Source organism: Burkholderia anthina, from assembly GCF_001547525.1.
Lineage (GTDB): Bacteria > Pseudomonadota > Gammaproteobacteria > Burkholderiales > Burkholderiaceae > Burkholderia > Burkholderia semiarida.
In genome coordinates, this window is the sequence record NZ_LNJP01000003.1 from 1,610,966 (window position 1) to 1,625,175 (window position 14,210).

The window sequence follows — 14,210 nt, forward strand, 5'->3', positions numbered from 1 at the left end:
GCGGGTGGCGGCGCGGCCATGCGCGCCTACCGCCCGCGCACCGCTGGATCGCGGAGCAGTATTTCGATTTCAACCCGTACGGCGACCGAGCGTCGCGCTGGCTCGTTCTCCCGATTCCCCTTTTCATCGGTTCAGGACCATCGATGCAGATTCGCACCACGCCGCTCCTGTCGCCGTCGATCGGCACGCAGCGCACGCTGACGAGCTTTCATTTCGGGCCGGCCGACTGCGGCCGCAAGATCTATCTGCAGGCCGCGCTGCACGCGGACGAGACGCCCGCGATGCTTGCCGCGGTCATGCTCAAGCGGCGCCTCGCGCAACTCGACGCCGAAGGCCGGCTCGCGGCCGAAATCGTGCTCGTGCCGGTGGCGAACCCGGTCGGCCTCAATCATCATCTGCTCGGGCAGTTCATCGGCCGGTTCGATCTCGCGAGCGGCCGCAACTTCAATCGCGGCTTCCTGCCGCTCGCGGAGATCGCCGCACGTGCGCGCGACCGGCTGGGTGACGACGGCGTGCGCAATCGCGCGATCGTGCGCGAATGCGTCCGCGCGGCGCTCGATGAAATCGCGCCGCGCACCGAATTCGATGCGCTGCAGCTTGCGCTGCTGACGCTGTCGCACGACGCCGACGTCGTGATCGACCTGCATTGCTCGCTCGAAGCGGTGATGCACGTGTACACGAGCGACACCGCGTGGCCGGACGTCGAGCCGCTCGCGCGTTATCTCGGCGCGGAGGTGTCGCTGCTCGCGGAGGATTCGGGCGGGAATGCGTTCGACGACGCGCATCATTTGTTGTGGTCACGGTTGCGCGCGCATTTGCCGTCCGGCACGCCGATGGCGGCGGGTACCGTGGCCGTGACGGTCGAGTGTCGCGGCCAGCGCGACGTGACGTACGACTACGCGCGACGCGACGCCGGCGCGCTCGTCGACTATCTCGTCTGGTGCGGCGCGATGCGCGGCGAACGCGCGCCGCTGCCGCCGCTGGCCGCGCCGGCCACGCCGCTCGCGGGCAGCGAGCAGTTTTACGCGCCGGTGAGCGGGATTCTCGTGCACCGTGCGCCGATCGGCGCGATGATCCGCGCCGGCGATCCGCTGTTCGACATCGTCGATCCGCTGACGGATGCGGTCACGACGATCTCGAGCGCGACCGACGGCGTGTTCTACATGCGGCGGCGATCCGCTTCGTGACGGCCGGCGCGCCGCTCGGGCGCGTGACGGGCACGGTGCCGGTGCGAAAGGGGATGCTGCTGGGGGCGTGACGACGCCGTGTCCGACGGATTCGGAGCGCAATTTCGTTCCCGTCAAATTGATCGGACGTGCGCGCGCCCGTAAATTGAGCGACGCGGAGTTCGCTCCGTGTTTTGCAAGAAGGATGTTGCAGAGCGATTGGAGTTTTCGCGGGCGGCCTGTGTCGCCCGTTTTTTTATTTCACTGCGACGACGGTTCGGCAGCGGGCCGATGTCGGCGCCCTCGAGGAGCACGCGAGCGGATACCGGACGATTGCGGCCGCGGCGCATAGGAGGCAACAACATGATCCGACGTAAGGTTGTCGTCGCATCGCCCGTCGCGACACGAACCCTGCTGGGGAACATCCGCGCCTTGATCGAAGCGGCGCGGCAGCGCGCCGCATCCGCGGTGAATAGCGAGCTGACGATGCTTTATTGGCGCATTGGCCGGCTCGTTCATGTCGAAGTCCTTGCGGGCAAACGGGCCGACTATGGTGAGGAAGTGCTTCCCACGCTTGCGGCGCAGTTGACGAAAGATTACGGCGGCGGCTTCGCCGTGAAGAATCTTCGCCGCATGGTGCAGTTTGCCGTGACCTTTCCGGACGAGCGGATTGTCGTATCGCTGATACGACAATTGAGCTGGACACATTTCATTGCGTTGATTCCGCTGAAAGACCCGCGTCAACGTGACTACTATGCGCAGATGGCCAATGTGGAACGCTGGAGCGTCAGGACGCTGCGCGAGCGTATCGACTCGATGTTGTACGAGCGCACCGCGCTTTCACGGAAGCCGGATGCGCTGATCGCCGCGGAGCTGGCAACGATGCGGGATGCACAACGCATGTCACCCAGCCTCATCATGCGCGATCCATATATTCTCGATTTCCTGGGTTTGCGCGACACCTGGCAGGAAGGCGACCTGGAGACCGCGATCATTCGCGAAATGGAAGCCTTTCTGCTGGAGCTGGGTGCCGGCTTCACGTTCGTCGCGAGGCAAAAGCGCATCCAGATCGACGACGAGGATTTCCATCTCGACTTGCTGTTCTACAACCGGAAGCTGCGGCGGCTGGTCGCTGTAGAGTTGAAGGTCGGTGAGTTCAAGGCCGCGTACAAGGGGCAGATGGAGCTGTATCTGCGCTGGCTCGACAGACACGAGCGGGAGGCTGATGAAGCGCCACCCCTTGGAATCATTCTCTGCACCGGAAAAAAATCAGAGCAGATCGAGCTGCTGGAACTGGATAAGTCCGGCATCCACGTGGCGGAGTATCTGACGGCTTTGCCGCCGCGTGCGGTGCTGACCGAACGGCTGCAGCAAGCGATGCAACGGGCACGGTTGCAAATCAGGCCCCGCAGCGCAGCGCGGAATACGGACTGATGTGTTCCGCGCCCGCGCTCACCCCCGCCGCGCCACCAGTTCCGATACCGTCTGCGCGGCCTGCTGCAGCGGGCCGAGAAACTCCTTCACCATCTGCTTCGCGGTATGCCGCTGCGCGTTGCCGCTGATGTTCATCGCGGCGATGATCTGCCCGCGCCGGTTGCGGATCGGCGCGGACAGCGACATCAGCCCCACCTCGAGTTCCTGATCGACCACGGCCCAGCCCTGCTGGCGCACCTGCGCGATCGTCGCCTTCAGTTCGCCGATGTCGGTGATCGTGCGCGGCGTGTGCGCGCGGATGCCGCTCTGCGCGAGCGTTTCGTCGAGCGCCGCGTCGTCGAGCGCGGACAGCAGCACGCGGCCCATCGACGTGCAGTACGCGGGCAACCGGCTGCCGATCGACAGGTTGATCGTCATGATCTTGCGGGTCGGCACGCGCAGCACGTAGACGATCTCGGTGCGGTCGAGCACCGCCGCCGAACAGCTTTCGTGGATCTGTTCCGACAGTTGCTCCATCACCGGATCGGCGAGATTCCAGAACGGCATCGACGTCAGGTACGCGAAGCCGAGCTCGAGGATCTTCGGCGTGAGCCGGAACAGCCGGCCGTCGGCCTCGACGTAGCCGAGCGTCTGCAGCGTGAGCAGGATCCGGCGCGCGCCCGCGCGCGTGAGGCCGGTGGCCGACGCAACCTCGGTGAGCGTCTGCTCCGGGCGCGCCGCGTCGAACGCGCGGATCACCGCGAGGCCGCGCGCGAACGACTGTACATAGGAGTCGCCGGGTTTCGTCTGAATATCGTCGGTTGTCATGAGGGCCTGGAATGTCGTGCAGCCGAGAAGATAGCGCATGGGGCCCGACACGCCAACCGCCCGGCGCGCCGCGCGCTTGACAGGGCATCCCCGCACTCCCTATGATGCGCTGAACGTTCGATACACGATCTTATGTTCGTATATAGAACATTTAAGCGCATCCCGGCGGGCAATGCAAGGGGCGCGCCCTGTTCATTTCCCAGCCTTTCACGGGACCGGAGACACTGATGACCGAAGCTTTTCTGTGTGATGCGATCCGTACGCCGATCGGGCGTTACGGCGGTGCACTGTCGGGCGTGCGCGCCGACGATCTGGGCGCGGTGCCGCTCAAGGCGCTCGTCGAGCGCAATCGCGACGTCGACTGGACGGCGATCGACGACGTGATCTACGGCTGCGCGAACCAGGCCGGCGAGGACAACCGCAACGTCGCGCGCATGTCGCTGCTGCTCGCGGGCCTGCCGCAGGGCGTGCCGGGTTCGACGATCAACCGCCTGTGCGGTTCGGGGATGGATGCGGTCGGCGTGGCCGCGCGTGCGATCAAGTCGGGCGAAGCCGCGCTGATGGTCGCGGGCGGCGTCGAGAGCATGACGCGCGCGCCGTTCGTGATGGGCAAGGCCGCGAGCGCGTTCGCGCGGCAGGCCGACATCCACGACACGACGATCGGCTGGCGCTTCGTCAATCCGTTGATGAAACAGCTGCACGGTGTCGATTCGATGCCGGAAACCGCCGAGAACGTCGCGGTCGACTACAACGTCAGCCGCGCGGATCAGGACCTGTTCGCGCTGCGCAGCCAGCAGAAGGCGGCGCGCGCGCAGCAGGACGGCACGCTGGCTGAAGAAATCGTGTCGGTCACGATTGCGCAGAAGAAGGGCGATCCGGTGGTCGTGTCGCGCGACGAGCATCCGCGCGAAACGTCGCTCGAAGCGCTCGCGAAGCTGAAGGGCGTCGTGCGCCCGGACGGCTCGGTCACGGCCGGCAACGCATCGGGCGTCAACGACGGCGCCGCCGCGCTGCTGCTGGCGAACGAGGCAACCGCGAAGCGCTTCGGCCTGACGCCGCGCGCCCGCGTGTTGGGGATCGCGACGGCCGGCGTCGCGCCGCGCGTGATGGGCATCGGCCCCGCGCCGGCCACGCAGAAGCTGCTCGCGCGGCTCGGGATGACGATCGACCAGTTCGACGTGATCGAACTGAACGAAGCGTTCGCGTCGCAGGGCCTCGCGGTGCTGCGCATGCTCGGCGTCGCCGACGACGATCCGCGCGTGAACCCGAACGGCGGCGCGATCGCGCTCGGCCATCCGCTCGGCGCATCGGGCGCGCGCCTCGTGACGACCGCGATGTACCAGCTGCATCGCACGAACGGCCGCTTCGCGCTGTGCACGATGTGCATCGGCGTCGGCCAGGGCATCGCGATCGCGATCGAACGCGTCTGACCGGCGCGATGCGGTGAAGCGGCCGCATACGCGCCGCTCCACCGACGCGCTGTTTCCGCCATGACGGGCGGCACGAGTTGTCTCGTGCCGCCCGTCGTCGCTTTCGTCGTTAATCGGCCTGCGACAGTCGCGGCAGACGCGCCGCTATCCGCGTACCGGGCCGTCAGGCCGTCGGCCCTTCGAGGTGAATGTCCTCGGGCTCGAGCGCGTAAAGCTCGGGATCGGGCGCCGTGCTGACCGTGAAGCCGAGCCGCAGGTAGAAGTCGATTGTGCGCCGCGACGGCGTGGCCGATACATACAGGCGCTCGGCACCCATTGCACGTGCCTGCATCTGCGCCGCGCGATAGAGCTGTTCGCCGAGTCCGCAACCGCGCCAATCGTGGCTCACGTGCAGGAACTTCAACTGAAGCATGTCGCGCTGCGGGCCCAGCGGCCGGCTGTCGACGACGACGGCCGCGACGAGCCGCGTGCCGTCGAACCTGCCGAGAAACCAGCCGCCGCGGTCGTGGCAGTCGAGCAGGATCGGCGTGTAGTGATCGGCTTCGCCGTCGGGCCAGCCGGCCACGTCGTAGAACTCGGGCACGAGATGCAGCGCGCCGTCGCGCAGCACGTACAGGTGTTCGATGATTTCGCGCCGGTCGATGGTCCACACGAGGGGTACGTCGTCGCGGGCCAGCGGGCGGGCCGACAGCGCGTCGCGTTCGGCGGTAGTGCGGCGCGTCATGCGGCCACCCGGTGCGCGGCGATTGCGTACATTGACGGCGGGCGTGGCATGCCTTCGGGCGGCAGCATCCGGTGGCCGTCCGGTTCGTGTTCTTGCGGAAACCGCGCGGCGTCGCCGTTGCGGAGAAACGCGGCCTGATCGCCGGTATGGCTGTCATGCTCGACCGTCGTCGTATTCGAGGACAGCCGATTCACTTCATGCAATGCCTTTTTCATCAGAATTCGAATTCAGGTGGAATGGAGCAGGATAGGCCGATCGTTTCGCCACTTGCAACGGCCGCACGCATTGTCAAACCGTACGGCGCTCCGAGACAGACAAATAAACGAGCGTGGCGATTATTGCCGGGATTATTTGATCGAAATCATGGCAATCGCCCAATTGCCTATTTTATGCGCATCGGGATTAAGGTTTTCCGGTGAATTGCCGACAGTAAGGACGAGAGTGTCGTAAAGCGATCAACCGTTTTTCGGCTACTGAGCGCGAATTCAGCGCGGCGCGGACGATAGATCCGCCTTTCGGAGCCTTGCATGCGCAACAACCAGCCCGTTACCCAACAGGAATTCGATTTTCCCGACGACGTCACGCTGATGTCGACGACCGATGCCGACAGCATCATCACTTACGCGAACACGACGTTCGCGCAGGTAAGCGGTTTCTCGAACGAGGAACTCGTCGGCCAGCCGCACAACGTGGTGCGTCACCCGGACATGCCGAAGGAGGCGTTCGCCGACATGTGGGCGACGCTCCAGGGCGGCGAGCCGTGGACCGCGCTCGTGAAGAACCGCCGCAAGAACGGCGACCACTACTGGGTGCGCGCGAACGCGATTCCGGTGATGCGCGACGGCGCGCCGCACGGCTACATGTCGGTGCGCACGAAGGCGCCGCACGACGAGAGCGAAGCCGCGGACGCGCTGTATCGCGCGTTTCGTGAAGGCAAGGCCGGCCAGCGCCGGTTCCACAAGGGGCTCGTGATCCGCACCGGGCTGCTGCGTGTCGCGTCGCTGGCGCAGACGATGTCGGTGCGTGCGCGCGTTCATTCGGCACTGTGCGTGCTGGCGCCGACGGTCGTCGGCGCCGGCTGGGCGGGCGGATTGACCGGCGGCGGGCTCGCGGCGTTCGCCGTCGTGACGGCCGGCGCGGCGGCCGCGGCCGGGTGGTGGCTCGATGCGCAGATCGTGCAACCGCTGAAGCGGCTGCACGAGCAGGCGCTGAACGTCGCGACCGGTGAAAGCCGGCGCGGCGTGCGAATGAACCGTGTCGACGAGATCGGCATGACGCTGCGCACGATCAACCAGCTCGGGCTGATGTTTCGCTGGCTCGTCGACGACGTCAGCGAGCAGGTGCACAACGTCCAGCGCGCGAGCAACGAGATCGCGCAGGGCAACAGCGACCTGAGCGCGCGTACCGAGCAGGCCGCATCGAGCGTGCAGCAGACGGCCGCGTCGATGGCCGAGATGACGGCCACCGTGTCGAGCAATGCGGAAACGGCGCTGCAGGCGAATCAGTTGTCGGTTTCCGCGAGCGAGGCGGCCGGGCGCGGCGGGCAGGCGGTGAGCGAAGTCGTCGCGACGATGAACGACATCACCGCCAGCTCGCGCAAGATCGCGGACATCATTGGCGTGATCGACGGCATCGCGTTCCAGACCAACATTCTCGCGCTGAACGCGGCCGTCGAGGCCGCACGCGCAGGCGAACAGGGGCGCGGCTTCGCGGTGGTGGCGGGCGAGGTGCGCGCGCTCGCGCAGCGCAGCGCGAACGCGGCGAAGGAGATCAAGACGCTGATCGGCGCGAGCGTCGAGCGCGTCGAATCGGGCGCGCGGATCGTCGACGGCGCGGGCAAGACGATGGAGGACATCGTCACGCAGGTGAAGCGGGTGTCGGATCTGATCGCGGAGATCAGCTCGTCGACGGCCGAGCAAAGCACGGGGGTCGCACAGGTCGACCAGGCGGTCGTGCATCTGGACAACATCACGCAGCAGAACGCGGCGCTCGTCGAACAGAGCACGGCGGCGTCGGAGAGCCTGAAGCAGCAGGCGACGCGGCTCGTGGATGCGGTGAACGTGTTCAGGTGACGGCGTAAAAGCGTGCGCGACGTGCGGGTTCGATCGATGAATCCGGCGTGTCGCGCACAGCGTTCATTCGGATTTTTGGATTGAATCGAATGGCGGAAAACGAGAAATATTCGTATTTCCGATTTTACCGGCGCACGTTGAATCAGGCCGGATGCACGACGTCGAATGATCAGACGAATCGCCGGCAAACCCTTGCCCGACAAGGCGATTCGTTCATCCATGAACAAATTGTTCGGCAAAAACATGATGATGCATGTTTAATGCATATTTATCCGGATTCGGCATAATGTTTTCGCCGAATTTGCCGAAAGCGCAGGAGTCGACTTACACGCATGCGACTCGATCGTCATGCGTGGGGTCTCGAATCAATCGACGAGCGGACGCAAGATCCGCCACCCGGAGCTCCACACCATGCGCAACAACCAGCCCGTCACGCAACGCGAATTCGAATTTGCCGACGATGCGACGCTGATGTCGACGACCGATGCCGACAGCTACGTCACGTACGCGAACGCGGCATTCATTCAGGTCAGCGGCTTTTCTCCCGAGGAGATCGAAGGTCAGCCGCACAACGTGGTGCGGCATCCGGACATGCCGAAGGAGGCGTTCGCGGACATGTGGGCGACGCTCCAGGGCGGCGAGCCGTGGACCGCGCTCGTGAAGAACCGCCGCAAGAACGGCGATCACTACTGGGTGCGCGCGAACGCGATTCCGGTGATGCGCAACGGGCAGCCGAAGGGCTACATGTCGGTGCGCACGAAGGCGACGCGCGACGAGATCGCGGCCGCCGAGGCGCTGTATCGCGATTTCCGCGAAGGCAAGGCCGGCAGCCGCCGGTTCCACAAGGGATTGATCGTCCGCACGGGCGCACTGCGTGTGGCGTCGCTGTTCCAGACGATGTCGGTGCGGGCCCGGCTGGTATCGACGCTGTGCGTGCTGGCGCCGGCCGTCATCGGCGCCGGCTGGGCGGGCGGGTTGACCGGCGGGGCGCTCGCGGCATTTGCCGGTGCGGCGGTCGGCGTGACGGCGGCGGCCGGGCTGTGGCTCGACGCACAGATCGTGCGGCCGTTGGGGGAACTGCGCGACGAGGCGTTGCGCGTGGCGACCGGCGAAAGCCGCAGCGGCGTGCGGATGAACCGCGTCGACGAGATCGGCATGACGCTGCGCACGATCAACCAGCTCGGGCTGATGTTCCGCTGGCTCGTCGACGACGTCAGCGAGCAGGTGCTGAACGTGCAGCGCGCGAGCAACGAGATCGCGCAGGGCAACAACGACCTGAGCGCACGTACCGAGCAGGCGTCGACGAGCGTGCAGCAGACGGCCGCGTCGATGGCCGAGATGACGGCCACCGTGTCGAGCAATGCGGAGACGGCGCTGCAGGCGAATCAGTTGTCGGTTTCCGCGAGCGAGGCGGCCGGGCGCGGCGGGGAGGCGGTGAGCGAAGTCGTCGCGACGATGAACGACATCACCGCGAGCTCGCGCAAGATCGCCGACATCATCGGCGTGATCGACGGCATCGCGTTCCAGACCAACATTCTCGCGCTGAACGCAGCGGTCGAGGCCGCGCGGGCGGGCGATCAGGGGCGCGGCTTCGCGGTGGTGGCCGGCGAAGTACGGGCGCTCGCGCAGCGCAGCGCGAACGCGGCGAAGGAGATCAAGACGCTGATCGGCGCGAGCGTCGAGCGCGTCGAATCGGGCGCGCGGATCGTCGACGGCGCGGGCAAGACGATGGAGGACATCGTCACGCAGGTGAAGCGCGTGTCGGATCTGATCGCGGAGATCAGCTCGTCGACGGCCGAGCAGAGCACGGGGGTCGCGCAGGTCGACCAGGCGGTCGTGCACCTGGACAACATCACGCAGCAGAACGCGGCGTTGGTCGAGCAGAGTACGGCGGCGTCGGAGAGCCTGAAGCAGCAGGCGACGCGTTTGGTGGAGGCGGTGAACGTATTCCGCTGATCGCGGAACGACAGGAAGGGTGACGCGGGCGCGACGGAGAGGGGTACCGGCCCGCGTCGGGCCGCCCGGTTCCGGCCGGGCGGCCAGGGCCTGTCGCCGAAAGCGGCAGGCCCCGAACCGTCAGACGGCGAGGCAGAGGTACTTGATCACGACGTAGTCGTCGATGCCGTAGTGCGAGCCTTCGCGGCCGAGGCCCGACTGCTTGACGCCGCCGAACGGCGCGACTTCGTTCGAGATCAGGCCCGTGTTCACGCCGACCATCCCGTATTCGAGCGCCTCGGCCACCTTCCACACGCGGCCGATGTCGCGGCTGTAGAAGTAGGCGGCGAGGCCGAATTCGGTGTCGTTCGCGAGACGGATCACCTCGTCGTCGCTGCCGAACTTGAACAGCGGCGCGAGCGGCCCGAACGTCTCTTCCTTCGCGACCTTCATCGCCGGCGTGACGCCCGTCAGCACGGTCGGCTCGAAGAAGCCGTGGCCGAGCGCGTGACGCTTGCCGCCCGTCACGACGGTCGCGCCCTTCGCGAGCGCGTCCTCGATGTGCGCCTCGACCTTTAGCACGGCGGCTTCGTTGATCAGCGGGCCCTGCGTGACGCCCGGCTCCGTGCCGCGGCCGACCTTCAACTGGCCGACGGCCGCCGCGAGTTTCTGCGCGAACTGGTCGTACACGGCTTCGTGCACGTAGAAGCGGTTCGTGCACACGCACGTCTGGCCGCTGTTGCGGTACTTCGACGCGATCGCGCCCTGCACGGCCGCATCGAGATCGGCATCGTCGAACACGATGAACGGCGCGTTGCCGCCGAGTTCCAGCGACACCTTCTTGACCGTCGCCGCGCATTGCGACATCAGCAGGCGGCCGACCGGCGTCGAGCCGGTGAACGACAGCTTGCGCACGATCGGGTTCGACGTCAGCTCGCCGCCGATCGCCTTCGGATCGCCCGTGACGACGCTGAACACGCCGGCCGGCACGCCCGCGCGCTCGGCCAGCACGGCCATCGCGAGTGCGGAGAACGGCGTCGCTTCAGCCGGCTTCACGACGATCGGGCAGCCCGCGGCGAGCGCCGGGCCGACCTTGCGCGTGATCATCGCCGCCGGGAAGTTCCACGGCGTGATCGCCGCGCACACGCCGATCGCTTCCTTCGTCACGACGATGCGCTTGTCGCTCGCCGGCGTCGGGATCGTGTCGCCGTACACGCGCTTGCCTTCTTCCGCGAACCACTCGAGGAACGACGCCGCGTAGCCGATCTCGCCCTTCGCTTCGGCCAGCGACTTGCCTTGCTCGGTGGTCAGGATCAGCGCGAGGTCGTCGGCGTTTTCCATCATCAGGTCGTGCCACTTGCGCAGGATCGTCGCGCGTTCCTTCGCGGTCTTCTTGCGCCACGCCGGCCATGCGGCGTTCGCGGCCTCGATCGCGTGACGCGTCTCGGCCGTGCCCATCGCCGGCACGGTGCCGAGCAGGCCGCCCGTCGCCGGATTGCGGACATCGAACGACTCGCCGTTCGCCGCGTGTTGCCATTCGCCATTGATGTACGCCTGCTGGCGGAACAGCGACGGATCTTTCAGTGCCAGGGTTTCCTGAACGGTGCTCATGTGAATCGCCTGCTTCGAAAAAGGACGGATAAGGACCGATGAAAACGGCCGCCGCCGTCTTCGCGACGGCGGCGCATTCAGTTGACGTGGACGGGCACTCAGGCCGGCACGCCGACCGTTTCCTTCAGCACTTCCTCGAGGATCGCGAGCGCTTCGTCGAACACGGCTTGCGGGATCGTCAGCGGGAACAGGAAGCGCACGACGTTCGAGTACACGCCGCACACGAGCAGCAGCAGGCCGCGCTCGAGCGCCCGCGTCTGCACGCGCTTCGTGAATTCGGCATCCGGCTCGCCCGAACCCGGCTTCAGGAATTCGACCGCGATCATCGCGCCCGGGCCGCGCACGTCGGCGATCTGCGGCACGTCGGCCTGCAGCGCATTCAGCTTCGCCTTCAGCACGTCGCCGAGCTGCGTCGCGCGCTCGCACAGCTTCTCTTCGTCGATGATTTCGAGCACCGCGTGCGCCGATGCGACGGCCAGCGGGTTGCCCGCGTACGTGCCGCCGAGGCCGCCGGGCGCCGCTGCGTCCATCACGTCCGCACGGCCGACGACGCCCGACAGCGGCATGCCGCCGGCGAGGCTCTTCGCCATCGTGATCAGGTCGGCCAGCACGTCGTAGTGCTGCATCGCGAACAGCTTGCCGGTGCGTGCGAAGCCCGTCTGCACTTCGTCGGCGATCAGCAGGATGCCGTGTTCGTTACAGATCTTGCGCAGCGCGCGCACGAATTCGGCCGGCGCCGGGTTGAAGCCGCCTTCGCCCTGGACCGGTTCGAAGATGATCGCGGCGACACGCTTCGGATCGATGTCGGCCTTGAACAGCATCTCGATCGCCTTGATCGAGTCGGCGGTCGTCACGCCGTGCACGGCGTTCGGGTACGGCGCGTGGAACACGTCGCCCGGGAACGGGCCGAAGTTCAGCTTGTACGGCGCGACCTTGCCGGTCAGCGCCATGCCCATCATCGTGCGGCCGTGGAAGCCGCCCGAGAATGCGATCACGCCCGGACGGCCGGTCGCCGCACGCGCGATCTTGATCGCGTTCTCGACGGCTTCGGCGCCGGTCGTGAAGAACGCGGTCTTCTTCGGGAAGTCGCCCGGCGCGCGTGCGTTGATCTTCTCCGCCAGCTCGACGTACGACGCGTACGGGACGATCTGGTAAGCGGTGTGCGTGAAGTGGTTCAACTGATCCGCGATCGCCTTGACGATCTTCGGGTGGCGGTGGCCCGTGTTCAGCACGGCGATGCCGGCGGCGAAATCGATGAAGCGGCGGCCTTCGACATCCCACAGCTCCGCGTTCTCGGCGCGGGCTGCGTAGAAATCGCACATCACGCCGACGCCGCGCGGGGTGGCGGCGTTCTTGCGGGCCTGCAGATCGGCATTCTTCACGGTCATCTCCTTGATGTTCTTCCCGGTGAGTAGAAAATCGGCCGCCTTGGCGGCCCATGGAGGCGACTATAATCACATTTGGCTCCGGCAATCAGAGCCATTTCAATAAATATTCAGGAGCCAATCATGCGCGCGAGCGTGTTGTCGGACTGGCTGGCGCAGCGCCTCGTGCGCGGCGGCGAACAGCCGATCTACCGGCAGCTTCACCGGCTGCTGCAACAGGCGATCCTGTCGCGCGAACTGCCGGCCGGCACGCGTGTGCCGTCGTCGCGGCTGCTGGCCGCCGAGCTCGGGATCGCGCGCAACACGGTCACGCAGGTTTACGAACAGCTTGCGCTCGAAGGCTACGTGAACTCGGCGACGGGCCGCGGCACGTTCGTCGCCGACAGCGCGCCCGACGAGATCGTCGGCGCGCCGGCCGATCCGGCTGGCGCGCCGACGGTCGTGCCTTCGTCCGCGCGGCGGCTGTCCGCGCGCGGCACGCGGCTCGTCGAGGGCGCCGGCGTGTCGAAGCGCCAGGGCGGCGCGTTCATGCCCGGCGTGCCCGATGTGTCGCGATTTCCGGCGCGTGTCTGGACGCGGCTGCACAACAAGTACTGGCGGCGCCTGCGCCCGGACCTGCTGACCTACGCACCCGGCGGCGGGCTCGCGCTGCTGCGCGAGGCGCTGGCCGACTACCTGCGCACGTCGCGCTCGGTGCGCTGCACGCCCGAGCAGATCGTGATCACGACCGGCATCCACCAGTCGATCGACCTCGCGGTGCGGCTGCTGACCGATCCGGGCGACGCGATCTGGACCGAGGATCCGTGCTACTGGGGCGTGCGCAGCGTGCTGAACGTGTCGGGGCTGACCACGCGGCCGATCCCGGTCGACGACGAAGGCATCGCGCCGTCGGCCGCCGATCTCGCCGAGCCGCCGAAGCTGATGCTCGTCACGCCGTCGCACCAGTATCCGCTCGGGATGGTGATGAGCCTCGCGCGGCGGCGGATGCTGCTCGAATACGCGCGCCAGCACGGCTGCTGGATCATCGAGGACGACTACGACAGCGAATTCCGCTACGGCAGCCGGCCGCTCGCGTCGCTGCAGGGCCTCGACACGGCCGGGCAGGTGATCTACGTCGGCAGTTTCGGCAAGACGCTGTTCCCGGGGCTGCGGGTCGGCTATCTGGTCGCGCCGGAGCCGCTCGCGGAAAGTTTCGCGACCGCGAGCGCCGAGCTGTATCGCGAAGGGCAGTTGCTGCAGCAGGCCGTGCTCGCCGAATTCATCGCGGAAGGGCATTTCGTGTCGCATATCCGCAAGATGCGTACGCTGTACGGGCAACGCCGCGAGGTGCTGCTCGACGCGGTCGCGCGCCGCTACGGCGATACGCTGCATGCGCTCGGCAGCGACGCGGGGCTGCATCTCGTCACGCAATTGCCGACGGACGTCGACGATCGCGCGGTCGCGCAGGCCGCGCTCGAACGCAACATCGTCGTGCGCCCGCTGTCCGGGTATTACGCGGATCGCGAGCGCGCCGCGTCGGGGTTGCTGCTCGGCTATGCGTGCGTGCCGGAAGACGAGATCGCGACCGCGTTCGCGACGCTGGCCGAGGCGATCGACGAGCGGGCGTTCGGCGAGGCCGTGGCGCTGGCTTGACGCGTGAGCACGGC

General features: G+C 66.9%; 10 protein-coding genes and 1 pseudogene. 6 read left to right on the forward strand and 5 right to left on the reverse strand.

Annotated features, from left to right (window positions below):
• The first annotated feature begins 143 nt into the window (after nt 1-143).
• Nucleotides 144-1,258, forward strand: a pseudogene (locus tag WS64_RS27270) (succinylglutamate desuccinylase/aspartoacylase family protein).
• Between the two features lie 271 nt (nt 1,259-1,529).
• Complete coding sequence (locus WS64_RS27275) at nt 1,530-2,600, forward strand: PDDEXK nuclease domain-containing protein (protein ID WP_060968284.1); 1,071 nt, start codon at nt 1,530-1,532, stop codon at nt 2,598-2,600.
• Between the two features lie 18 nt (nt 2,601-2,618).
• Here the strand turns inward: WS64_RS27275 and WS64_RS27280 are convergent, their stop codons facing one another.
• Nucleotides 2,619-3,407, reverse strand: a complete 789-nt coding sequence (locus tag WS64_RS27280; protein WP_059582012.1) for an IclR family transcriptional regulator — start codon at nt 3,405-3,407, stop codon at nt 2,619-2,621.
• 227 nt (nt 3,408-3,634) lie between these two features.
• On the opposite strand from WS64_RS27280, the gene pcaF reads away from it, so the two are divergent.
• Complete coding sequence (gene pcaF, locus WS64_RS27285) at nt 3,635-4,837, forward strand: 3-oxoadipyl-CoA thiolase (protein WP_060309900.1); 1,203 nt, start codon at nt 3,635-3,637, stop codon at nt 4,835-4,837.
• Between the two features lie 163 nt (nt 4,838-5,000).
• Here pcaF and WS64_RS27290 read toward each other — a convergent pair whose 3' ends face one another.
• Entirely contained in the window at nt 5,001-5,561 is a 561-nt protein-coding gene (locus WS64_RS27290) for a GNAT family N-acetyltransferase (protein WP_060968285.1), read from the reverse strand.
• The gene (locus tag WS64_RS35410) at nt 5,558-5,776 is read right to left on the reverse strand and encodes a hypothetical protein (protein WP_059641555.1); all 219 of its coding nucleotides are present in this window, start codon (nt 5,774-5,776) and stop codon (nt 5,558-5,560) included. The genes WS64_RS27290 and WS64_RS35410 overlap by 4 nt, the downstream gene beginning before the upstream one ends.
• Before the next feature lie 312 nt (nt 5,777-6,088).
• On the opposite strand from WS64_RS35410, the gene WS64_RS27300 reads away from it, so the two are divergent.
• Both WS64_RS27300 and WS64_RS27305 read left to right on the forward strand, forming a co-directional pair.
• A complete protein-coding gene (locus WS64_RS27300) occupies nt 6,089-7,633 on the forward strand; it encodes a methyl-accepting chemotaxis protein (protein ID WP_060968286.1) in 1,545 nt (514 codons plus the stop codon).
• 411 nt (nt 7,634-8,044) lie between these two features.
• On the forward strand, nt 8,045-9,589 hold the full coding sequence (locus tag WS64_RS27305; RefSeq protein ID WP_060968610.1) for a methyl-accepting chemotaxis protein: 1,545 nt from the start codon (nt 8,045-8,047) through the stop codon (nt 9,587-9,589).
• Between the two features lie 120 nt (nt 9,590-9,709).
• Here WS64_RS27305 and gabD read toward each other — a convergent pair whose 3' ends face one another.
• Both gabD and WS64_RS27315 read right to left on the reverse strand, forming a co-directional pair.
• Nucleotides 9,710-11,179 (reverse strand): NADP-dependent succinate-semialdehyde dehydrogenase, encoded by a 1,470-nt coding sequence (gene gabD / locus WS64_RS27310; protein ID WP_059641563.1) that lies wholly within the window; start codon nt 11,177-11,179, stop codon nt 9,710-9,712.
• Nucleotides 11,180-11,277: 98 nt separating this feature from the next.
• The gene (locus WS64_RS27315; RefSeq protein ID WP_060968611.1) at nt 11,278-12,561 is read right to left on the reverse strand and encodes a 4-aminobutyrate--2-oxoglutarate transaminase; all 1,284 of its coding nucleotides are present in this window, start codon (nt 12,559-12,561) and stop codon (nt 11,278-11,280) included.
• Nucleotides 12,562-12,687: 126 nt separating this feature from the next.
• Between WS64_RS27315 and WS64_RS27320 the strand changes: the two genes are divergently transcribed.
• Entirely contained in the window at nt 12,688-14,196 is a 1,509-nt protein-coding gene (locus tag WS64_RS27320) for a MocR-like pyridoxine biosynthesis transcription factor PdxR (RefSeq protein ID WP_060968287.1), read from the forward strand.
• Nucleotides 14,197-14,210: the final 14 nt, after the last annotated feature.